This is a genomic window from Pseudosulfitobacter pseudonitzschiae (assembly GCF_900129395.1).
Taxonomy (GTDB): Bacteria; Pseudomonadota; Alphaproteobacteria; order Rhodobacterales; family Rhodobacteraceae; genus Pseudosulfitobacter; species Pseudosulfitobacter pseudonitzschiae.
On sequence record NZ_FQVP01000004.1, the window covers coordinates 322,292 to 345,490 of the forward strand.

Consider the following 23,199-nt stretch of genomic DNA (forward strand, 5'->3'; position numbering starts at 1 on the left):
ATCAAGATAATCGCGGCTTTCCATGCGTGCAGAGCGGCAGCGGCAAAAGCGCGCGCATTCCCGCCGATGCGAAAGGGCGCGGCAGGAACCGAATCCTGATCCGCTAGTTGAATCGCATCGCAAAGGTGAATTGGAGAATTCAGCCATGAAGACGCTAAAAGACGCTTTCCACCACACGCTCAAAGACATTTATTACGCCGAAAACGCTTTGGTCAAAGCATTGCCCAAAGCTGCGAAGGCGGCAGGCCACAAGGACCTGAAGAAGGCCTTTGAGGACCACCTTGCCGAGACAAAAGAACAGATCAAGATCCTGGACAAAGTGTTCAAGTCCATCGGCGAAAAGCCCGAAGGCGAGAAATGCGATGCCATCGAAGGTCTGATCAAAGAAACCGAAGGCCTGATCGACGAAGCCGAAGGTGTCGCGCTCGAAGTGATGCTGGTTGGCGCAGCACAGGCCATCGAACATTACGAGATCGCCCGCTACGGTACCCTGCGGGAATGGGCCAAGATTCTGGGCGAAGACCAAGCACACGATATGCTGAGTCAGATCCTGGACATGGAAAAAGCGGCCAACGCCAAACTGACAGCTCTTGCCGTGCACGAGCTGAACGAACCGGCCTGACCGATCACCCGCATGATTTTGGCCCAAGGGGGAGGCATCACGCCTTCCCCTTGGTGCCGTTCGGGGGCCATTTGTTGACCGTTGGCCCATGGGTCGTTACGCCTTGGTCCGTATGGCATAGACAAGCGAGAGACCGATGCAGCCCATCAAATCCGCCCTGATAGTGATCGACGTCCAGAACGACTTTTGCCCCGGCGGTGCGCTGGCGGTGGGCGCGGGCGATGTGATCGTGCCCGGCATCAACGCGCTGATGGAAAAGACCGACGCGGTCGTGCTGACACAGGATTGGCATCCGGCGGGGCATTCGTCCTTTGCCTCAAGCCATGAGGGCCACGATCCCTACGCCGTGATCCAGATGCCCTATGGCGCGCAAGTCCTTTGGCCGGATCATTGCATTCAGGGCAGCACGGGGGCGGCCTTTCACGCGGATCTGAACACCGACCGTGCCGATATGATTATCCGCAAAGGGTACAACCCGGCCATCGACAGCTATTCCGCCTTTTTCGAAAACGACCATCAGACCCCGACCGGGCTGGAAGGATACCTGCGCACGCGTGGGATCAAGGCGCTGACGATGGTTGGTCTTGCCACCGACTTTTGCGTGAACTTTTCTGCGTTGGATGCGGCCAAACTGGGCTTTGACGTGACGGTTCACATGGACCTGTGCCGCGCCATCGACCTGGACGGCTCGCTGGTTGCAGCCGTCGAGGGGATGAAAGCGGCAGGCGTGACCCTAACGTCCTGAGGCACCAGCACTCTTGCCACCGCCCAAGGCGCGGGGCAAAACAGGCGTAACAAACAGAAAGTGCCCGAGATGGTCGACATCGCCACCCGCGTCTGGAACCACAAGTGGAAGATCGACCCGATCATCCGCTCGCTGATCGACACGGATTTCTACAAGTTGCTGATGTGTCAGAGCATCTTTCGCAACAAGCCTGACACCGAAGTCACTTTTTCGCTGATCAACCGCACCACATCTGTGCCGTTGGCCGACCTGATCGACGAGGGCGAGCTGCGCGAACAGCTGGATCACGTGCGGTCGCTGTCCCTGTCCCGCGGCGAAAGCACTTGGCTGCGCGGCAACACTTTCTACGGCAAGCGCCAGATGTTCCGCCCTGATTTCATGGAGTGGTTCGAGGGCATGCGCCTGCCGCCCTATCATCTGGAACGCAAGGGCGACCAATACGAGCTGACCTTCGAAGGCAAATGGCACGAGGTCATGCTGTGGGAAATTCCTGCGCTGGCCATCCTGATGGAACTGCGCGGGCGCGCGGTGCTGGACCGGATGGACCGGTTCGAACTGCAAATCCTGTACGCGCGTGGCATGACCCGCGTGTGGGAAAAGATCGAAACCCTGCGCGAGGTCGACGGCTTGGGCATCGCCGATTTCGGCACCCGCCGCCGTCATTCGTTCCTCTGGCAGGACTGGTGCGTGCAGGCGATGCAGGAAGGCATGGGGAGCAAGTTCACCGGTACCTCGAACTGCCTGATTGCGATGCGCCGCGAGATGGAAGCCATCGGCACCAATGCGCACGAACTGCCGATGGTCTATGCGGCCCTGGCGGAGACCGACGAAGAACTGTTTCGCGCGCCCTATGAAGTTCTGTCCGACTGGCACGACGAACACGAGGGCAACCTGCGCATTATCCTGCCCGACACCTATGGGACCAAAGGGTTCCTCGACAATGCCCCCGACTGGCTGGCCGGCTGGACCGGCATCCGCATCGACAGCGGCGATCCGGCAGCCGCCGCCGAAGTGGCCATCGACTGGTGGAAAAGCCGTGGCGAGGACCCCAAGCAAAAGCGTGTGATCTTCTCGGACGGGCTGGACGTGGACAAGATTATCGCGCTGCACAAGCAGTTCAAAGGCCGCGTGTTGCCGTCATTCGGCTGGGGCACGCTGCTGACCAACGACTTTCGCGGACTGGTGCCGGACGACGCGCTGGCCCCGTTTTCGCTGGTGTGCAAGGCGGTGTCGGCCAACGGTCGCCCGACGGTCAAACTGTCGGACAATCCCAACAAGGCCATGGGCCCACAGTCAGAGATCGACCGCTACAAGCGGGTGTTCGGCGTGGGGGATCAGGACAGGATCGAGGTGGAGGTTTAAGCCGGCTCTTTCCGCCGCTCCCGCCAGACAATCAACAACCCGCCCGCCGCGATCAATATCGCGCCGGGGAACAGGGCGTCCCACGGGGTTTCGCCAAAGAACAGCCAGCCCAGCAGGAACGCGAACGGGATGCCAAAATAGGAAAATGGGGCAAGGTTCGCCTGTTCCGTCATCCGTTGGCTGACCACGATGATCAGCACCGCCGTGCCGCCGAACGCGCCCATCGCCATCAGCCACGGGATGTCCGCCATAGCCACGGGGCTGAACCCGCCCAAGGCCAGCGCCAGAACGACCGATCCCACCATCGCGGCCGCGTTGGAATAGAAGCTGACCAGCGGGCTGGGTACGTCCTCGTCAAACATCCGCGCGGTCACGGCGACCAGCGCGTACATGAACGCGGCCCCCAGCGGATACAGCGCGTCGGTTGAAAACGTGTCGCTGCCCGGCTGCATCACCAGCACCACACCGGCAAATCCGACCATCACCGCCCCCCAGCGGACCCAGCCGACGACCTCGCCCAGCAGGGGCACGGCCAGCGCGGTCATGAACAGCGCGTTGGCATAGGTGATGGTGGATGCGGTGGCGAAATCCATCCGTCCCAGCGACAGGTAGAAAAACAACTGGGCAAAGGTCACAATCGCCCCGCGCGACAGGGCCAGCTTCCATTGTCGTATCCTGAAGCGACGACCGGTTGCGCGCCACTTGCGCGAAGTCGACAAGGCGATCAGCGCGGGGATCAGGCCAAAGATATTGCGCCACGCGCTCAGCTCGGCGGCGGAATAGTCGGCAGACAGCAGCTTGATGATCAGCCCCATGCCGTCGAACAGCGCCAGTGCAACAAGGCTGAGTACGATGGCAAGGCCGGTTCTGTCGGTGGCACGTTTCACAAAGCGGTCCTGTCTGGGTCGCGCTCACCTTCGCCCAGATCGCCAGCCATGGCCAGCGCGGTTAATCGGGGTCGACCTTGCCGCGCAGCGCCTTGACCTCGCCGCGCACCTTTTTCTCTTTCAGACGCCGTTTTTTTGACCCCAGCGTCGGGCGCGTGGCGATGCGCCGTTTGGGGCGCACCAGTGCCGCCTTGATCAGATCGACCAGCCGGTTGCGTGCAATCTCGCGGTTGCGGGCCTGGCTGCGGGTTTCTTCGCACTGGATCACCAGCGCGCCTTCGTTGGTCCAGCGCCGTCCAGCCAGCCGTTTCAGACGCGATTTCACCGGATCGGGCAAATTGGGGCTGCGCTGCGCCTCGAACCGCAGCTCGACCGCCGAGGATACCTTGTTCACGTTCTGACCGCCCGGGCCGGAAGACCGCACGAAATTCTCGGTCAGTTCCCAGTCTTCGATGGAGATGGTGTCATTGATGCGCAGCATGTCCGCAGTATCGCATCGGAACGATCCGGCGGGAAGGGGCGTTTGTCTGCGAACCCGCACAGGAGACCCCCAATGCTGAAACTGCCATCCCTGATCCAGGTCGCCGCCAGCCGCGACGATCTGTATGTTTTCCGCATCACCGGCGAAGTCAGCGCCGAGGATATGTCCGAGCTTGCCGCTTATATGAACGATGTGTTCGACAAGCCGGGCAAGGTGGACCTGATGCTGATATTCGACCGCTACGACGGGGCTGAATCCGGCGCATCGTTCAGCTGGGAAACGCTGAAATCCCGCCTGCGCGCGTTGTCGAACCTGAACAAATATGTGGTTGTCGGTGCATCGGATCATGCCGCCGAGCTGATCGAGGCGATGGGCAGCGTGATCCCGGTCGATGCGGAAACCTTTGACGAGGAAATCAGCGCGTGGCGGTATCTTGAGGCCGAAGCGGTCGCTGCTTGATCCACGCACGAAAAAGGGCCGCGTGGCGTTTGCCTGCGGCCCTCTCGAAAGTTTCAGGAGGCGGGGTCGGTTAGACCATATGGTCCACTTGGTGGATCACGTCGCCAAGGGCTGCCTTACCGGGCATTCCTCCAAGCTGTTCCGACACCTCTCTCCAATACCTTTCTGGACACTAGAGCACCTCCTTTCAATTGTTTCAGATACTTTAAGGTTGGCACGTAAGCGCGATTTGTCAAAACACTTTTTTCATACAAAGCGACGTGTAATGGCCCGAAATGGGATAAGTGCCACCAAAGCAAGCAATAATTTTACCGACCAATCCGCAATCGCCAGGGACACCCACAGCGGGGCGACTGGACCCACACCCAGAAGCGGCAGCATTTCAGCCGCCCAGGTCACGTCGGTGGCCGGGTGGATGAACGCCAGCGACGACGCAAAGGCGATGGAAAAGAACAGGATCGTGTCAACGCTGCTGCTGACCAGCGTCGAGGCCAGCGGCGCACGCCACCACGCGCCGCTGCGCAGTGCCGAAAAGATTGCAACGTCGATCAGCTGCGCCGTCAAAAACGCCACGCCCGAGGCGATGGCAATGCGCACGGTGACCAGCGGGCCGAACTCGCCCATGATTTGCGTGCCGATCAGGCTGCAGATCACCCCCGCGACAAAACCGGCCAGCACGACCTTGCGTGCGGCAGCCGCGCCATAGACGCGGTTCATGATGTCGGTGACCAGAAAGGCCAGCGGATAGGTAAAGGCCCCCCATGTCAGCCATTGGCCGAACAGGAACTGGACAAGGATGTTCGAGGCCACGACGATGGCAGCCATGGCAATGATGCCGGGGATATGTGCGCGTTGCATTGATATGTTCCGTTTTGACAAGGGTGCGGCGACTTGGCCCGCCTTGATGACGGACGCGCGGTCCATAAGCCCAAGAAGGCCATCGTGCAAGCTATTCCGTCAGGGTGAATTCGACGATCTGGTTGCTTTGAAAGACGTTAAAGTTGTCGTCCGCGACCAGTGACAGGTGGGTGATGCCCTTGGCATCCTGCCAGACGCTCAACCCCTCAAGGTTGCCATAGGTGCCCGCGTCGGTTTTCAGCAATGTCATCTCCGACAGGTCGGGCGCGGTCAGGTCGAACCGCCGGATACGACTGGCAAAGCCCCGAAAGGACACGGCGCGTTCCAGCACATACAACAACCCGTCCGACCCGAAATCGGCCCCCGTGACCAGGAAAGACCCCTCACGCGGAAGCTCGGGGCCTTTGGTCCAGCTGCCATCCTTGTATAGGTAAACAGGAAAGGGCGTGGCGCTTGTCGCGGTCGCTTCTGGCATGGTCACCAGCGTGCCATTCGCCGAAACCGCCAATGCTTCCAGCGCACGGTTGGTGACCATCCCGGCAAAATCAGCATGATCTTTCAGCCGCTCAAAGGTGCCGTCGGCACGTTCTGCAAAAATCCCGGCTGGCCCCTCAAGTGAGATATACAGCGTGCCTTGCGCGTCCACCGCCATGCCTTCGGTGTCGCCCAGCTGGGCCGTGCGGTTGTCGGGTGTGGCGCTGGCCACTTCCATCGTGTCGCCCGTGCGGTCCATCACCAGATGAAACAACGCACCCCGATCCGACAGCACCAGCGCTTCGGCGCCGCCATCGGACATCTCGATCGCCGACAGCCCGCCAAAGCTGTCCGACAGACGCGGTAGCGGGGTGATCCCGTCCAGCGTCAGTGCCGGTTCAGCATTCGCACAGGCCGCCGCGCAGATCAGCGCGAGGACAGAACGCCGGAGCATTGCTGGGGCAGATCGGCAACGGTCAGTTCGCGGCGCGGTTTCGGCTTCGGCGCGTTGGGGTTTGGCGGTGGCGGGTTCAGGATGTTGTTCACCCATTCCTGCGCATCCGCGCACCCATCCCCGGCGGGGGGCGGTGTCTGATCAACGCAGCCACGCGCGCCCTTGGGACAGGCCAGCCGGACGTGGAAATGGTAATGGTGCCCGTACCACGGACGCACCTTGCGCAGCCACGACCGGTCGCCTTTTTCATCCTTGCACATCTGCACCTTGGCCCCAGGAAAGACAAAGATCCGCGCGGTGCGGCTGTCTTGGGCGGCGGCCTTGATGATTTCGTGATGGGCACGGGTCCATGACCCGTTGGTATAGGCCCCGTTGGCGCGGCGGGTCGAGATCGACGAGATGTTCTCGCGCTCGGCCACGCTGAGGTTCAGGTTGGCGGCGGGCAGCATCCAGATGTCGGCGTCCAGCCCGATCTGGTGGCTGGCGTGCCCTGTCAGCATCGGGCCACCGCGCGGCTGGCTCATGTCGCCCACGTAAATCCCGTTCCATCCCGGTTGCTGCGCGGCCTTGCGGCTGAGTTTCTGAATGAAATCGACCAGTTCGGGGTTGCCCCAGTTCCGGTTGCGCGACAGGCGCATCGCCTGCCATGTGGGACCGGTTTCCGCCAGTTGCACCGATCCGGCGGCACAGCCCTTGGCATAGCTGCCATAGGCGGCGGGCGATTGCTGCGATCCGACACGTTCGGCGCCAAAGGCAGCCTTGGCCGATCCGCGCAACAGCGCCGGGTCGATGTCCGGCAGCGGTGTGCCGTCAATGTTGGTGTCGGACTGGCCGCTGCACGCAGCGGTTACGACCATCAGGACAGCGATACACACACGACGCAAATACATTACTCAATCTCTCCATCCGGTTTCACCCAGATTAACATGATCAGCCCGATTGCAAAGAGCCCGATCAACGGCGTGACGCCAAAGCGCTGGCTTCCGCTTATCTGAGACGCGACAGCGATCAGCGCAGGCGCCAGAAACGTCGTGGCCTTGCCCGACAGCGCATACAGGCCAAAGGCTTCGGTCATGCGTTCGGAATTGCCCTGACGAGTCAGCATGTTGCGGCTGGCACTTTGCAACACCCCGCCCGCGGCCCCGATCAGCATACCGGCGACATAGAACAGGATGTCAGGCAGGCTGGACCCTTCGGCAAGCTGCACACCAAAGGCTGAGGTGGGCGACAGCGACACGATCAGGATGGCGGTACCCATCAGGATCAGACAGCACAGGATAATCAACGGCTTTGGCCCAAGCGCGCGGTCGGCATAGCCACCCAGCCAGCAGAACAGCGCGCCACTGGCCGCAGCGATGATGCCGAAAATGCCCACTTCGGTGATGCTCCAGTTCAGCACGCCCAGCGCATAGATACCGCCGAATGTGTACATCCCGTTCAGCGCATCGCGGTAGAACATGGACGATCCCAGATAAGCCAGCAGGCTGGGATTGCCCGGCAGGTTCACCAGCGTCTGCTTCAACTCGCGCAGGCCATTGCCGAATTTATAGCGCAGGCGCGGCGCGTCTGAAGGTGTCTCTTTGACCCACAGAAAGAACGGAATCATGAACACGGCGAACCAGATCGCGCTAAACGGACCGACAAAGCGGGTGTCGGCCTTGGTCGCCGGGTCCAGCCCGAACAGCGGGTCCAGCCCGGCCATGGTGCGGCCTGACGCTCCGGCCTGAAACAACGCCAGCATCAGCAGCAGCGCCAACACGCCGCCCGCATAGCCAAACCCCCAGCCCGAGCCGGAAATCTTGCCCAATTCGTCCTTGGGGCCAAGCGAGGGCAGATAGCTGTTGGTAAAGATCGTGGCGAATTCCATCCCGATCAGGCCGATGCCAAAGAAGAACAGCGCCCAGATCACGGAAAAGTCCTGTGGCGCGGTCCACCACAGCGCATAGGAACCAATGAAATACATCGCTGAAAACAGCCATATCCACGGCATACGGCGGCCAGTGCTGTCGGCAATGCCGCCCAGAATCGGCGCCAGAATGGCGATTGTGACGCCCGCCACGGCCAACCCGTACCCCCACAACGCCTGCGCCTGCGCCTCGGCGGCGGTCTCGGACATGCCACCCGCCATCAGCTGTGCGGCTGCAGTTTGGGCAAAGTAGGGCCCAAAGATAAACGTCAGCAGCAGCGTGTTGTACGGCTGACTGGCCCAGTCAAAGAAATACCAGCCCCAGATCCGCTTTTTCAGTGATACCTCAGCCATTTCCGTCCCCAGCCCAGTTGTTGCCGCGATTAGAAACAGGGCCAGAGGACATAGGCAAGGAAAGGTTTACGCAGGGTGCGTAATCTCGTCCTGCATGGGGGGCCATGGACGTGTTGCCTCGGCATCGATCCACGCCGCGATCCAGTCGGGAACCGGCGGGCTGACGGGACTATGCCCCAGCGCTTCGGCGGCGCGGGCGGGATTGATGGCGCGGCCATTCTCCAACAAGGCAGAGCGGTACAGCACATGGCTCGCGCATTCGCCGTTGGTTTTCCACATGGACTGTTCCAGATACATGAACCGGTCGTCCCAGCACACCAGCCGTGATTTCATCGTGAACCGTTCGAACATGGTGATCCGGCGGCGATAGCGCACCGAAGCGCCGGCCATGGTCAACGCCCACTTTTCCTTGAACAGCACCGCGACCAACCCGCCGCGCTGCGCCATCGCCAAACGTCCCAGATCATACAGCGTCAGCGTGCGCCCGTTGTTCAGCTCGCCGAACATGTCGATGTCCCATGGCCAACAGATGTGACGGCTGATGTGCACGTCGTCAAAATGTTTCAGCGGCGGCAGCCGTCGGGCAACCAGAATGTCTTTGAACAGGCGGACGAAGGGGAACATCGGCATGGCTCCTTTTTGGCCCTGTTCGCCCCGGTGCGCCCGCAGTGTCAACCATCACCTCGCGGCAGACTTGCCCTTTTGACAGGGCATGACTAGTTGGAGTGCAATCAAAGAGGTGTGCCCGATGCAATCGCTGTTCCAAATCCTGATGCTGCTGCTGAATATCGTGTGGTTCTTCATCATTGCCCATGTGGTAATGAGCTGGCTGATCAACTTCCAGGTGCTGAACCTGCGCCAACCTGTTGTCGCCCAAATCTGGTACGGGCTGAACCGCCTGCTGGAACCGGTCTACAGCCGCATCCGTCAAATCCTGCCCCCGATGGGCGGTCTGGACCTCGCACCGCTGGTGCTGCTGGTGGGCGTGGCCGTGTTGCGGATCGTGCTAATGAACAATGCGGCTGCGTTTTATTACTAGGCGGGTTCGGGGGCGCCGCCCCCCGAGTTTTTTTGAACCGAAGAAGCGGCAGACCTTGTTCATGGAATCTTAGTGTGTGATTCTGCATCAAAAGAGCAGATAAATCACATCAAGGTTTTCCAATGACAGGCGCTGCCACGCTATTGTCCGATGTATTCGGCTTTGACGCCTTCCGCCCCGGGCAGGAAGAGATCGTGCATGCCGTGGCCGACGGTGAAAACGTGTTGGCCATCATGCCGACAGGTGGCGGTAAATCCCTGTGTTTCCAACTGCCTGCGCTGATGCGCGACGGGGTCACGGTGGTGATCTCGCCGTTGATCGCGCTGATGCGCGACCAGGTGCGCGCGCTGCAAGAGGCAGGGGTGTCGGCGGGTGCGCTGACCTCGGGCAACACACCCGAGGAAACCGATGCCGTCTGGGAGGCGCTGGAACGCGGCGAGCTGAAGCTGCTGTATATGGCGCCCGAACGGCTGGCCGCAGGGTCGGCCATTGGCATGTTGCGCCGCATCGGCGTGTCGATGATTGCCGTGGACGAGGCACATTGCGTCAGTCAGTGGGGCCATGATTTCCGCCCCGACTATCTGCGCATCGGTGAATTGCGCCGCACCCTGAACGTGCCGCTGGCGGCGTTTACGGCGACCGCCGACATCGAAACCCAGGCCGAGATCGTGCAAAAGCTGTTCGACGGGGAACCGCCGCGCGCCTTTTTGCGTGGGTTCGACCGGCCCAACATCCATCTGGCCTTTGCCGCCAAGGACGGGCCGCGGGCGCAGATCCTGAACTTTGCCGCCGCGCGCAAGGGACAGTCGGGCATCGTCTATTGCGGCACGCGGGCCAAGACCGAAACGCTGGCGCAGGCGCTGCGTGACGCGGGTCATGGCGCGATCCATTATCATGGCGGCATGGATGCCGACGACCGCCGCATTGCCGAACGCCGGTTCCAGCAAGAGGACGGGCTGATCGTTGTCGCCACTGTCGCCTTTGGCATGGGCATCGACAAGCCCGACATTCGCTGGGTCGCCCACGCCGACCTGCCCAAAAGCATCGAGGCCTATTATCAGGAAATCGGCCGTGCGGGCCGTGACGGTGCCCCTGCCGAAACCCTGACCCTGTTCGGTCCCGATGACATCAAACTGCGCCGGTCGCAAATTGACGAGGGGCTGGCCCCGCCCGAACGCCGTGCCGCCGACCACGGTCGGCTGAACGCGCTGCTGGGTCTGGCCGAGGCGCTGGAGTGCCGCCGCAAAACGCTGCTGGGGTATTTTGGCGAAACCGACGTGACCTGTGGCAGTTGTGATCTGTGCGACAAGCCGGCCGAGGTGTTTGACGGCACGACGGCGGTGCGCAAGGCGCTGTCCGCGATGCTGCGCACCGACGAATGGTTTGGCGCAGGCCATCTGATCGACATCCTGCTGGGCAACCGCACCGACAAGATCGCGCAGCGCGGGCACGACAGCCTGCCGACCTATGGCGTGGGCAAGGAATACGACAAACGCCAATGGCAGGCGGTGTTCCGGCAGATGATGGGCCATGACCTGATCCGTCCCGATCCCACCCGCCATGGCGCGTTGCGGATGACCGACGCGGCGCTGCCGATCCTGCGGGACGAGGCCACGATCAACCTGCGCCGTGACAGCATCCGCAGCGCGGGAACCAACCGCCGGCCAGCGGTCAAGGAGATGGTGTCGGAAGAGGACGCGCCACTGCTGAGCGCGCTCAAGGCGCAGCGCCGCGCGCTGGCCGAGGCGGCGCGGGTGCCGGCCTATGTCATCTCTACCGACCGCACGCTGATCGAAATGGCTGAAAACCGGCCTGCCAACCTGGACGCAATGGCCGGGATCAGCGGCGTGGGTGCCAAGAAACTGGAACGCTATGGCGATACGTTCTTGCAGGTGATCAACGGGGCCGCGGACGACGTGCACCCGACGCGGCGCAAGCTGGCGGGGCGGGCTGCGGGAACGGTCTATGATCAGCTGATGGACGCGCAGGCCCAGTTGGCGCGCGGCTCTGGCGGCACCGACAAACCGCTGAGCTGTTCGGCCGCCCAATTGGCCAAAGTGGCGCAGATGCGCAGCGCCGATCCGGCAGCGCTGGAGCGGCTTTTGGGCGAACGCCGCGCCGAAAGATTTGGCGCGGCATTCCTGGCTGTGTTGTCCGAGACCTAGGCGGCGTCCAGCATCGCGGCATCCCGCTCTTGCATCTCTTTTATCGACGGGCGGCTGCCGCAGCGTTCGATCCACGCCTTGATGTTGGGCATGTCGGGGATGAAATCCGGCATGAACTGGAACGGCGAGGCCATCAGCAGATCGGCAGCGGTATAGCTGTCGCCCAGCAAATAGGGTTGTTGCGACAGCGTCTGGTCCAGATGGGCGTAGAACTCTTTCGGTCCGCGAAACGTGGTGTAGAACGCGGGATGGTCCACGCCCGCTGCCAGCCCGATCATCACCGGTTCGACCACATTGCCGTAATAGGCCAGCCAACTGAGATATGCCCCCCGACGGCTGTCACCGATCGGCACACCCATATCACTGGCGAAATGGTCGGTCAGATACAGGATGATCGCGTTGCTCTCGCGGATCAGCGTGCCGTCATGGTCCAGCAGTGGCACCTTGCCCTCGGGGTGCGGGTTCGCCGGATCGGGCGCGCCGATGTTGCCCCGACGGACCAGACCGACGACGCGAATGTCGACCTTGTCGAGGGCATCCATTTCGATCAGCAATTGCACGATACGGGACGAGCGGGTGTTGGGGCCGTGATACAGCGTAAGCATGGGTTGGATCCTTTGGCTTGGGTTTCTCTGCCTATGGGATAGCCCACAGTGCTGTCAGTTTTTGGCAGTACGCCCGCCGCGGTGATCGCTGGCTGGACCTTCGCCGCCCCGCACATTAGGTCAGGTGCAAACCAAAGGAGACGAACAGATGCTGGTTGTGATTTCGCCCGCCAAGCGGCTGGACTGGGCCACGCGTGACATGGATGTTACCGCCCCCGCGATGCAGGACGACGCGGTGCGGCTGGCGAAAACCGCGCGCAATCTGACGTTGGGCGATCTCAAGGCGTTGATGCATCTGTCGGATGATCTGGCGCGTCTGAACCGCGACCGGTTCCGGGATTTCGCCGCCGAGCCCGAAGCCGAAGCCGTGCGCCCCGCTGCACTGGCCTTTGCGGGCGACACCTATCAGGGGCTGGATGCCGCATCGCTGGACGCGGATGAAATGGACTGGGCGCAGGATCATCTGCGCATTCTGTCGGGGCTGTATGGTCTGCTGCGCCCACGCGATGCGATCCAGCCTTACCGACTGGAAATGGGCAGCCGGTTGAAAACGCGGCGCGGCAAGACCCTGTATGATTACTGGGGCGATGACCTGTCCAAGGCGCTGAATGCGCAGGCCGCGACGGTGGACAGCGATGTGCTGGTGAATTGCGCCAGCCAGGAATATTTTGGCGCCGTGAACCCAAAGGCGCTGAAGCTGCGGGTGATCACACCGCAGTTCATGGAGGACAAGGGGCAGGGGCCAAAGATCGTCAGTTTCTTCGCCAAGAAAGCGCGCGGCGCGATGGCGCGGTTCGTGGTGCAGAACCGGTTGACGGACCCTGCGGCGTTGACCGATTTCGACAGCGGCGGCTATGCCTATCAGCCCGATTTGTCCAAGCCCGATGCGCCGGTGTTCGTCCGCCCCTATCCCGAAACCTGAAGCGGCGCAGCCTTTTGTGGCAGGGGCGGCTGCAAACCCTCTGACCATGCGGCCAGAACCTGTTGTTCCAGGGCGTCCTTGCACAGCGGCTTGGTCAAAAAGTGGTTCAACCCTGCGGCCATGATTGCGGCCTCTTCGTCGTCCATCGCATGGGCGGTCAGGGCGACGATGGGCACCGACGTGCCGCTGTCCGCCTCAAGGGCGCGAATGGCGCGCGTGGCCTCCTTGCCGTCCAGCTTGGGCATCGAGATGTCCATAAAGATCAGGTCGGGCGCAAAGCTTTGGAACAGCGTCACCGCCTCTTCGCCGTTGCTGGCGAATTGCAGGTCAATGTTCATATGGGCCAGCATCTTGCGCAGCACCAGCTGGTTGGTCTTGTTGTCCTCGGCGGCCATCACACGCATCGAGCGCAGCCCCGGCGCGACCGGTGGCAGGGGGCGAACGATTTCCATGGGCGGTGCCACGGGACCGAGCGATTCCAGCATGTTGAACAGCTCGTGCCGCGGGACCGGCTTTTGCAACAAGGCGTGCAAATGTTTGCGACCGGGCTCGCGGTCGGCATAGCCTATGTTGGTGCTCAGCAGGATCACCGGCATCTGGTGTCCGGCATCGCGGATCGCCTCGGCCAGTTCAAGCCCGTCCATACCCGGCATATTGTGATCGGTCAGCACCAGGTCAATCGTGTCGTCCAGATGTTGCAACGCCGTTGGGCCGTCCTTGCACGACACCACGCTCAAGCCCAGCATCTCCATCTGTCGTTCCACGATCAGCCGGTCGGCGGCCACGTCGTCCACCACCATGACGCGGCGCACGCCCTTGGGAATGGCAGGATGGCGCGGCATTTCCTGTTCCGCGGTTTCCAGTTGCAGGCCGAAGCCAAAACACGATCCCTCGTCCTCTTCGCTGGTCACCCAGACCTTTCCGCCCATCAGCGCCACCAACCGTGTCGAGATGGCCAGCCCCAGCCCGGTGCCGTCGAATTGCCGGTTGCGGGCGTTTTCGACCTGGTTGAATTCGCCAAAGATGTGGTCGATCTTGTCCGCCGGAATGCCGATGCCGGTGTCCTCGATGGCGATGTTCACCTGGCTGACCCGTCCCTGATCCGCGGGCACGCCGGTGACCCGGACCAACACGTGACCGACCGAGGTGAATTTTACCGCGTTGCCGATCAGATTGGTCAGCACCTGGCGGATGCGCCCCGGATCGCCGACGAAACGGGTGGGCATGAACAGGTCGTAATCCAGCAACAGCTTGACCTCTTTTTCACGTGCGGCGTGCTGCAACAGCATGATGACCTCGTGAATGCACCGCTCAAGGTCAAAGGGTTCGGGGTACAGGGTCAGCTTTTCCGCCTCGATCTTGGAATAATCCAGAACGTCGTTGATGATGGTCAGCAACGCCTCGCCCGAGTTGCGGATGGTGTCGACATACAGGCGCTGTTCCGCGTTCAGGCCGGTGTCGGTCAACAGTTCGGCCATGCCGACCACACCGTTCATGGGCGTGCGGATCTCGTGGCTCATGTTGGCGAGAAAGGCGGATTTGGCACGGTTGGCCGATTCAGCGACCTCGCGCGCCTCTTTCAGACGCGCCTCGTAGACCACGGTCGAGGTGATGTTCAGCCCCAGCGAGACAATGTCGCCACCGGGGCCGCGCCGGTCGATCAGCTTGACGTATTGGTCGTTCCACAACCGGATTGTGGTGGGTTCGGGATAGGGCGCCATCCAGCGGTCCGTCATCATGGCCCGCCAATCGTCGTGGGACATGTCACCGGTGTTCACGATGCCCTCGTCGGTCAGCACTTGCAGGATGGTGATGTAATTCACACCCGGACGGATCAGCTCCATGCCGTCGAAAATCGCCAGGTAGGCGCGGTTGGCGGCCAGCATCTTGTTCGTGTCGTCGAAAAAGGCAAAGCCGTCGGTCACCGTTTCAATCGAATGCCACAGCCGCCGTTCCGCGACCTCGACCTTGTGGTGGGCCACGCTGAGGTCGGATTTGACGCGCAGGTTCTCGTCGCGCACCGTCGCCACCTCGGCGCGGGTCTCGTTGATCTCGTCGCTCAGTTCCTGCGCGTGGCGGTCCAGCTTGCGCCGCGCGGCAGCCAGTTCGGATTGCTTGAGCTCAAGCAGACGTTCGGCCGCCAGCCGCCCGCGCCGTTCTTCCGCCAGTTTGTTGGCCAGCGACATGGCGCCCCCGTGTAGACCCGCAAAGATTTCGTTCGCCAACAGGTTTCGCGCATCAGGGTAAAGGACCCCTTAAAATCAGGGCAATCCGCAGCGATCAAGGCCCGAATCGGCGTAATTCGGGCGGTTTTCCGGGCGCTCGGGACATCATCAAAATGTGAACGGAATGGGCGACTTCTAGCCGGGGGGCATTCTATGAATCGTTGCCAAGAGGGCCGACGGCGTGGCACGGTTTGGGCCTATTGACCTGGAGACTATTATGACGCCGCGCATTTTGATCGCATCCGTAATTTCAATCCTGTCATGGGTTTCAGTTGCCCTTGCCCAGGACATTATTCCCGATCACCGGTACGTATATTCGCGCGACGTTGACTTTTACGGCGCGGACCTGACGCCGCTTTTCGACACCACGCAATCTGCCTGCACCCGGGCCTGTGACGCCGACGACGCCTGTGTCGGTTTTACCTTCAACAGCCGCTCGAACGCGTGCTTTCCCAAATCCGCCCTGACCGACCGCAAGCCCTACGAGGGGGCCTTCTCCGCCGAGCGGGTCGCCACCGATCCGCGCGTGCTGGCCCAACAGGCCGAGCGTGTGGGCGATCTGGCGTTTCTTGATTCCGGCGATCTACAGGCTGCACGCAAGCTGGCCGATGAATTTTCCATCCGCTTTGCCGTCAATGGCCGCTCGGCTGAACAGCTTCTGGATGCCGCGACGAAGGCCTTTGGCCAGAACAACCGTGTCACCGGGATGCGCTGGATGGGCGCCGCGCTGGCTTTGACCGACCGGGGTGATCTGTGGGAAAACTGGGCCTATCACGGCTTGCGCCTGAACAGTTCGGACCCGTCGGATTTTCGCCGCCAGTCCCGCCGCGAGGCGCTGCCTGCGACGATCAACGCCTACTTGCGTGCCGACGGCGCAGGTGCCAAAGCCGCCGCGCTGCAAGGCATGGCCGAAGCATTGGAAGCCTTAGACCGTGGCCGCGACATGATCCCGGCGTTGCGTCTGGCCTATGACATCCAGCCGCGTGACGACATTGACAGGGACCTTGAGGATGCGATCCGCAAATACGGGTTCCGCGTGGTCGAACACCGCGTCGACAACGATGCCGCCAACCCGCGCATCTGCGCCGAATTCTCCGAGGATCTGGCCGCTTCGGGTGTTGATTACGAACCTTTCGTGCGCGTGGCCGTGGACGGGTTGGTGGTGCAGGCCGAAGATCGCCAGCTGTGTCTGGACGGTGTCGAGCACGGCGCACGCTACGAGGTGACGTTCCGCACCGGTCTGCCCGCCGCCAGCGGTGAAACGCTGGCCCGTGATGTCACGCTGAACCTTTATGTACGAGATCGTGCGCCTCTTGTACGTTTTCCGGGCCGCGCCTATGTGCTGCCGCGCAGCGCCGACGCGGCCCTGCCGATTGAAACCGTCAACATGCCAAAGGTCGACCTGGCCCTGCGCCGCGTGTCCGACCGCAACCTGCTGCGCGCCATTCAGGAAAGCTATTTCGGCGCGCCGATGTCCTATTACGAAGACCGCCAGTTCGCCGATGAAATCGCCCAAGAGGTCTGGACCGGCACCGCCGAGGTCAAGAATGATCTGAACATCGACACCACCACCCGCCTGCCGCTGGGCGAGGCGCTGGCAGGACAGCCGACGGGTATTTACGTCCTGACCGCCAGCCAGCCGGATGTCGAGGATTACGATGCGGCGACGGCAAGCCAGTGGTTCGTGCTGACCGATCTGGGGCTGTCCACATGGCAGGGCATCGACGGGCTGACCGTATCGACCCGTTCGCTGGGCACGGCACAGGCGCAGGCGGGTGTGACCCTGACACTGGTGTCACGGGCCAACGTGGTGCTGGGTCAGGTGACCTCGGGCGCTGACGGCTTTGCCACCTTTGATGCCGGTCTGGTGCGTGGCACCGGCGCATCCGCGCCCGCGCTTCTGGTGGCGCAGATCGGCAATGATGAGAACCCCGAGGATATGGCGTTCCTGCCGCTGACCGATCCGGCGTTCGACCTGTCCGACCGTGGCGTCGAGGGCCGTCCGCCCGCGCCGCCCATCGACACGTTCATGGCGACGGACCGTGGTGCTTACCGCGTGGGCGATGTGATCAACGTCACCGCGCTGACCCGCGACGGCACGGCGGATGCCATTCAGGGCCTGCCGCTGACCGCAATCTTGACGCGCCCCGATGGCGTGGAATACAGCCGCACGCTGTCCACAAACGCACAGGCAGGTGGCCATGTGTTCAACCTGCCGCTGGGCACGGACGTGCCGCGCGGTGCGTGGCGGCTGGACTTGAAATCTGATCTGGAGGCCGCCCCATTGGCCACCCAGACCGTTCTGGTCGAGGACTTCCTGCCTGAACGTATCGACTTTGACCTGTCCCTGCCCGACGCGCCGCTGCGTCTGACGGACACGCCGCCCCTGAAAATCGACGCGCGCTATCTGTTTGGCGCAGCAGGGGCCAATCTGGCCATCGAGGGCGACGTGCGTGTGCTGCGCCGTGACGGTCTGGACGACTGGCCCGGCTACAGCTTTGGCCGTTACGACACCCGCTTTTCCGCACGCACCCGCTTTCTGGACGCCGCCCGTACCGACGCGCAGGGCCATGCGACCCTGCCGCTGGAGATGCCGGAGGTGGACCCCGAGGGGCAGCTGTTGCAGGCCCGCGTGACTGTGCGTGTCGCGGAAGGATCGGGTCGTCCGGTCGAACGCCAGATCACCGCACCCATCGCCCCCGAAGGCGTGATGATCGGGATCAACCCCTCTTTTGACGATGTGCTGCCCGAGATGTCATCGGCCAGCTTTGACCTGATCGCGACCGAAGGATCGCTGCCAGTCAAATGGACCGTGAACCGTGTCGAGACGCGGTACCAGTGGTATCAGATGTACGGCAACTGGAACTGGGAACCGACCACCCGCCGCATCCGCGTGGCATCCGGCACCGCGACGCTGGGCCAGGACCCGGTGCAAGTGCAGGCCGCGACCGAATGGGGTGAATACGAGCTGGTGGTGGAATCCGCAGGCGCGCCCTATGTCGCCTCGTCGGTCAATTTCTACGCAGGCTGGTACGGCGCAGGCGAAGGCACCGACACGCCCGACCGTCTGGACCTGTCGCTGAACGCCGACAGCTTCGACGTGGGCGACACTGCGCAATTGCGTCTGGTGCCGCGTTACGACGGCACGGCACTGATCACCGTGGCGTCGAACCGCGTGATCGAACGCCGCGTGGTCGAGGTGACGGCGGGCGAAAACATCGTGCCGCTGACCGTGGGCGCGGAATGGGGCACAGGGGCTTATGTCACCGCCTCGGTGATCCGCCCGATGGACGTGCAGGCCGGACAGAACCCGGCGCGCGCGCTGGGCGTGGCCCATGCCGCCGTGAACCCCGCGGCGCGGCAGTTGGCGGTCAACCTGACCGCACCCGAGGCGGTGGACGGGCAAAAAGGCAGCTTTGACGCGACGGTGCAGGTTGATGGCATCACCGCAGGCGAAACCGCCTTTGTCACGCTGGCGGCGGTTGATGTGGGCATCTTGAACCTGACGAACTATCAGGCCCCCGACCCGTCGGACCACTACTTTGGCCAGCGTCGTCTGGGTGTTGAAATGCGCGACGTCTACGGCCGTTTGATCGACGGCATGAACGGTGCGCTGGGCGTTGTCCGTTCGGGTGGTGATGCTGCCGGATTGGACGGGCTGCAATCGCCGCCGCCGACAGAGGAACTGATGTCGTGGTTTAGCGGCCCCGTGACGGTGAGTGCCGATGGCACCGCAACCGTCACCATCCCGCGCCCTGCGTTCAACGGCACGATCAAGTTGATGGCGGTGGCGTGGTCCGCGTCGTCGGTTGGGCAGGCGCAAACCGACGTGCTGGCCCGCGATCCTGTGGTTGTCACAGCCGCCTTGCCCAAGTTCCTGGCGCCCGGTGACACCAGCCGGTTGTTGTTGGACGTGGTCCACGCAGACGGCCCGGCCGGCACCGTGCAACTGGCGCTGGCGTCGGACGGATTGCAACTGGGCAACGCACCTGCATCTTTCGATCTGGCAGAGGGGGCAACGCAACGCATCAATGTGCCATTGACCGCGTCGCAAGCGGGTGACTACGACGTGACCGTCACCCTGACAACGCCGGAAGGCAAAGTGCTGACCAAAACGCTGGCGCTGGGTGTGCGGGTGACCGACCCCGAAACCGCCACCACGCGACGGTTCAGCCTTGGCGCGGGCGAGGTCTTTACCTTTGACGACAACGTGCTGGCAGGTCTGCAACCGGCCTCGGCACGGGCGACGCTGGCGGCGGGTCCGCTGGCGCGGTTTGATGTGCCGGGGCTGCTGACGCAGCTTGACCGCTATCCCTATGGCTGCACCGAACAGGTCACTTCGGCGGCGCTGCCGTTGCTGTACCTCAGTGACTTTGCCCCTGCTGCGGGCATCACCGACCTGCCCAAGCGCATCAACGACGCGGTAAGTCGCGTTCTGGCGCGGCAGGACAGCAACGGGGCCTTTGGCCTGTGGCGTGCGCAGTCGGGTGAATTCTGGCTGGATGTCTACGTGACCGATTTCCTGACCCAGGCGCGGGCCAAGGGGTTTGCCGTGCCGGACCTGGCCTATGACCTGGGCATCGACAACCTGAAAAACCGCGTGAACTACGCCCCTGACTTTGACGAGGGCGGCGAAGACATCGCCTATGCGCTGTTGGTTCTGGCGCGCAACGGGGCGGCGGCGATGGGCGATCTGCGATATTACGCAGACACCAAGGGCGACGATTTCGGCACGCCGCTGGCCACCGCCCAACTGGGCGCGGCGCTGGCGATGTACGGCGACCAGTTGCGCGCGGACCAGTTGTTCGCCAAGGCCAGCGCGCAGATGGACCAAAGCGCGCGGGAAACGACCGGCTGGCGTTCGGATTTTGGCACGCCGCTGCGTGATGCCGCCGGTGTGCTGAAACTGGCGGCCCTGTCCGGCAGCAACGCTATTGACCGCGCTGCGGTGGCCGCACGCATCGGCAACACCAGCCGCAGCCTGTCCACCCAAGAGGCGGCACAGGTGCTGATGGCGGCGCAGGCGTTGAACGAGGATACGTCTAATCCCGGCCTGACCGTCGACGACCAGCCCGCCAGCGGCCCGGTGATCCAGACGCTGGAAACCGGCGGCACCGCGCACAGCATCCGCAACGTGTCGGGTGCGCCGACGGATGTCACGCTGACCACCTACGGTGTGCCGCTGGTGGCGCCGGAGGCGGGTGGCTATGGCTATGCGATCAAGCGTGACTACTACACGTTGCAGGGGGAACCGGCGGACGGACCCTTTGCCGCGGGCGAACGGCGGGTGGTGGTGCTGACCATCCAGCCCTTTGAGGAAGTGGGCGCGCGCCTGATCGTGGATGATGCGCTGCCTGCGGGGCTGGAGATCGACAACCCCAACCTGTTGCGGTCGGGTGACATTGGCGCGCTGGACTGGCTGAAGCTGGCCGATACGGAAACCGCCCAGTTCCGCGCCGAACGCTTTGTCGCGGCGGTGGATCACCGTGGCGACGAGGCGTTCCAGCTGGCCTATGTGGTGCGGGCGATCAGCCCGGGCGACTATCACCATCCGGCGGCGCTGGTGCAGGATATGTATCGCCCCGAGTACCGCGCCGTGACCGCAACGGGCCGCGTGACCGTTACGCCATGACCGGCGGGCGCTGCCTGATTGCGCTGGCGGTTGCGCTGGCCCTGACGGCGGGCCTGCGCGATGCGTGGGACGATTGGGTTGCGGCCACCGTGCTGCCGCCGGTGTTGGCGGAAACCTCTGTCGAGGTGCGGGCGCGCGACGGCACGCTGTTGCGCGCCTATCCGGTCGAGGACGGGCGGCAGCGGCTTGCGGTGGCGCTGGCGGATGTCGATCCGACCTTTGTGCAGATGCTGATCGCCTACGAGGACAAACGCTTTGCCAGCCACAACGGCGTTGACCTGATGGCGCTGGTGCGGGCCGTGGGGCAGGCGGCATGGAACGGCGATGTGGTGTCCGGCGGGTCGACCCTGACGATGCAGGTGGCGCGGTTGCTGGAGAATTCCGGCACCGGACGCTGGGCCGGCAAGCTGCGCCAAATGCGCGTGGCCTGGGCGCTGGAGCGGCGGCTGGACAAGGACCAGATCCTGACGCTGTACCTGCAACACGCGCCCTATGGCGGCGCGGTCGAGGGGATTCAGTCGGGCACCCGTGCATGGTTCGCCAAGCCACCCAAACGTCTGACCCCGGCGGAATCGGCGCTGCTGATCGCCTTGCCCCAAGCGCCCGAAGGCCGTCGCCCCGACCGCAATCCGGCAGCGGCCCTTGCTGCCCGCGACCGCGTTCTGGCGCGTCTGGACCTGTCCGCAACCCACGCGCCGGTGCCCTTGCGCATGTCCGACATGCCGCGCCTTGCGCCGCATGTGGGGGATCACCTGGTTGCGCGCGATCCGCTGACGGTGCGCCATGACACGACCCTGAACGCGCGCCTGCAAAGCGCGCTTGAGACGCTGGCTGCGCGTGTGGTGCGCGACCAGCCGCGCGGGGTTTCGACGGCGATACTGGTGGCGGATCATCAGACCGGAGAGATACTCGCCTCAATCGGGTCGGCGGATTATGCGGATGGCGACGGGGCACAGGGGTTTGTCGACATGACCCGCGCCCTGCGCTCGCCGGGATCAACGCTCAAGCCATTGATCTATGCGCTGGCCTTTGATCGCGGGCTGGCGCATCCCGAAACCATCATGCCCGACCGCCCGACCGCCTTCGGCACCTACGCGCCGCAGAACTTTGACGGCATGTTTCGCGGTGACGTCACCGCACGGCACGCCTTGCAACTGTCGCTGAACATTCCGCCCGTGGCGCTGACCGAAGCGCTGGGCTCCGCGCGCCTGATGGCGGCCCTGCGCCGCAGCGGGGCGACGCCGGTGGTGCAGGGCCAGCCGGGGCTGGCTGTGGCGCTGGGCGGTGTCGGGCTGACGCTGGGCGATCTGGTGCAGCTTTACGCAGCACTGGCCGAAGGCGGCGCTGGGCCGCGCCTGCATCTTGAGGCCGAAGCGCCGCGAGCCCCCTTGGCCCGCCTCGTGGGGCGTGCAGCGGCGTGGCAGGTGGGCGACATCCTGTCCGACATCCCGCCGCCTGCGGGCGCGGGTGTGACCGGGCTGGCCTATAAAACCGGCACGTCCTACGGGCACCGTGACGCATGGGCCATAGGCTATGACGGGCGGCACGTGATCGGGGTGTGGATGGGGCGACCGGACGGCACGCCGGTGCCCGGTGCCTTTGGCGGCGGGCTGGCGGCACCTGTGCTGTTCGAGGCGTTCGGCCGCCTGAAATCGGCCCGCGACCCGCTGCCGCCACCCCCGCCCGAAACGCTGATCGTGCCCACCGCGCGGCTGCCGCAGCCGCTGCAACGCTTTGACGCACGCTTTGGTGCCGTGCGCTCTGCCGATACGCTGACCGTGGCCTTTCCCCCCAGCGGCGCGGTGCTGGCGGGCGGTGACGGGCTGACGGTAAAGATGCGGGGCGGGCAATTGCCGCTGACCGTTCTGCTGAACGGCGCACCCGTGGCGGCGGGGTTGCGACAGCGCGAAGTGGCGCTGGCGCTGGACGGGGCCGGGTTCAGCCGGATTTCGGTGGTGGATGCGGCAGGGCAATCAGCCTCGGTCGAGGTTGAGGTGGCAAATTAGGGG

General features: G+C 63.4%; 18 protein-coding genes. 9 read left to right on the forward strand and 9 right to left on the reverse strand.

The features are described 5' to 3' along the window. The first annotated feature begins 145 nt into the window (after window positions 1–145). The 3 genes from BUC08_RS13365 to pncB all read left to right on the forward strand — a co-directional run bounded on the left by BUC08_RS13365 (window position 146) and on the right by pncB (window position 2,729). Entirely contained in the window at window positions 146–622 is a 477-nt protein-coding gene (locus BUC08_RS13365; protein WP_037922899.1) for a YciE/YciF ferroxidase family protein, read from the forward strand. Between the two features lie 136 nt (window positions 623–758). Beyond that, window positions 759–1,367, forward strand: a complete 609-nt coding sequence (gene pncA, locus BUC08_RS13370) for a bifunctional nicotinamidase/pyrazinamidase (protein WP_037922902.1) — start codon at window positions 759–761, stop codon at window positions 1,365–1,367. 69 nt (window positions 1,368–1,436) lie between these two features. After that, complete coding sequence (gene pncB / locus BUC08_RS13375; RefSeq protein WP_037922905.1) at window positions 1,437–2,729, forward strand: nicotinate phosphoribosyltransferase; 1,293 nt, start codon at window positions 1,437–1,439, stop codon at window positions 2,727–2,729. Here pncB and BUC08_RS13380 read toward each other — a convergent pair. Next, entirely contained in the window at window positions 2,726–3,616 is an 891-nt protein-coding gene (locus BUC08_RS13380; RefSeq protein WP_037922908.1) for a DMT family transporter, read from the reverse strand. The genes pncB and BUC08_RS13380 overlap by 4 nt on opposite strands. Window positions 3,617–3,677: 61 nt before the next feature. Beyond that, window positions 3,678–4,097, reverse strand: a complete 420-nt coding sequence (gene arfB, locus BUC08_RS13385; protein WP_037922911.1) for an alternative ribosome rescue aminoacyl-tRNA hydrolase ArfB — start codon at window positions 4,095–4,097, stop codon at window positions 3,678–3,680. Between the two features lie 72 nt (window positions 4,098–4,169). On the opposite strand from arfB, the gene BUC08_RS13390 reads away from it, so the two are divergent. Continuing rightward, window positions 4,170–4,556 (forward strand): SpoIIAA family protein, encoded by a 387-nt coding sequence (locus BUC08_RS13390; RefSeq protein ID WP_037922913.1) that lies wholly within the window; start codon window positions 4,170–4,172, stop codon window positions 4,554–4,556. Window positions 4,557–4,802: 246 nt separating this feature from the next. Here the strand turns inward: BUC08_RS13390 and BUC08_RS13395 are convergent, their stop codons facing one another. From BUC08_RS13395 to BUC08_RS13415, 5 genes are all read right to left on the reverse strand, one after another. Continuing rightward, a complete protein-coding gene (locus BUC08_RS13395) occupies window positions 4,803–5,414 on the reverse strand; it encodes a queuosine precursor transporter (RefSeq protein WP_037922915.1) in 612 nt (203 codons plus the stop codon). Window positions 5,415–5,505: 91 nt separating this feature from the next. Further along, window positions 5,506–6,342: an esterase-like activity of phytase family protein gene (locus BUC08_RS13400; protein ID WP_051693994.1), complete on the reverse strand. Its 837-nt coding sequence runs from the start codon at window positions 6,340–6,342 to the stop codon at window positions 5,506–5,508. Beyond that, window positions 6,315–7,232 carry a penicillin-insensitive murein endopeptidase gene (mepA, locus tag BUC08_RS13405; protein ID WP_037922916.1) on the reverse strand — a complete coding sequence of 306 codons (918 nt, stop codon included), beginning with the start codon at window positions 7,230–7,232 and terminating at the stop codon, window positions 6,315–6,317. Before mepA ends, BUC08_RS13400 begins: the two co-directional genes overlap by 28 nt. Then, the gene (locus BUC08_RS13410) at window positions 7,232–8,602 is read right to left on the reverse strand and encodes an MFS transporter (protein ID WP_037922918.1); all 1,371 of its coding nucleotides are present in this window, start codon (window positions 8,600–8,602) and stop codon (window positions 7,232–7,234) included. The genes mepA and BUC08_RS13410 overlap by 1 nt, the downstream gene beginning before the upstream one ends. Window positions 8,603–8,668: 66 nt before the next feature. After that, window positions 8,669–9,226 (reverse strand): acyl-CoA thioesterase, encoded by a 558-nt coding sequence (locus BUC08_RS13415; protein ID WP_037922920.1) that lies wholly within the window; start codon window positions 9,224–9,226, stop codon window positions 8,669–8,671. Window positions 9,227–9,350: 124 nt separating this feature from the next. Here BUC08_RS13415 and BUC08_RS13420 point away from each other — a divergent pair, with 124 nt between their 5' ends. Further along, entirely contained in the window at window positions 9,351–9,641 is a 291-nt protein-coding gene (locus BUC08_RS13420) for a YggT family protein (protein WP_037922922.1), read from the forward strand. 122 nt (window positions 9,642–9,763) lie between these two features. Continuing rightward, window positions 9,764–11,806: a DNA helicase RecQ gene (gene recQ, locus BUC08_RS13425; RefSeq protein ID WP_037922924.1), complete on the forward strand. Its 2,043-nt coding sequence runs from the start codon at window positions 9,764–9,766 to the stop codon at window positions 11,804–11,806. Here recQ and BUC08_RS13430 read toward each other — a convergent pair. Further along, window positions 11,803–12,411 carry a glutathione S-transferase family protein gene (locus BUC08_RS13430; protein ID WP_037922926.1) on the reverse strand — a complete coding sequence of 203 codons (609 nt, stop codon included), beginning with the start codon at window positions 12,409–12,411 and terminating at the stop codon, window positions 11,803–11,805. The genes recQ and BUC08_RS13430 overlap by 4 nt on opposite strands. A gap of 148 nt (window positions 12,412–12,559) precedes the next feature. Between BUC08_RS13430 and yaaA the strand changes: the two genes are divergently transcribed. Beyond that, window positions 12,560–13,333 carry a peroxide stress protein YaaA gene (gene yaaA / locus BUC08_RS13435; protein ID WP_037922928.1) on the forward strand — a complete coding sequence of 258 codons (774 nt, stop codon included), beginning with the start codon at window positions 12,560–12,562 and terminating at the stop codon, window positions 13,331–13,333. On the opposite strand, the gene BUC08_RS13440 is transcribed toward yaaA, so the two are convergent. After that, entirely contained in the window at window positions 13,318–15,519 is a 2,202-nt protein-coding gene (locus BUC08_RS13440) for a response regulator (protein WP_037923448.1), read from the reverse strand. The genes yaaA and BUC08_RS13440 overlap by 16 nt on opposite strands. Window positions 15,520–15,775: 256 nt before the next feature. On the opposite strand from BUC08_RS13440, the gene BUC08_RS13445 reads away from it, so the two are divergent. Both BUC08_RS13445 and pbpC read left to right on the forward strand, forming a co-directional pair. Continuing rightward, a complete protein-coding gene (locus tag BUC08_RS13445) occupies window positions 15,776–21,190 on the forward strand; it encodes an alpha-2-macroglobulin family protein (protein ID WP_037922930.1) in 5,415 nt (1,804 codons plus the stop codon). Further along, on the forward strand, window positions 21,187–23,196 hold the full coding sequence (gene pbpC / locus BUC08_RS13450) for a penicillin-binding protein 1C (protein ID WP_037922933.1): 2,010 nt from the start codon (window positions 21,187–21,189) through the stop codon (window positions 23,194–23,196). The genes BUC08_RS13445 and pbpC overlap by 4 nt, the downstream gene beginning before the upstream one ends. The last annotated feature ends 3 nt before the right edge of the window (window positions 23,197–23,199 follow it).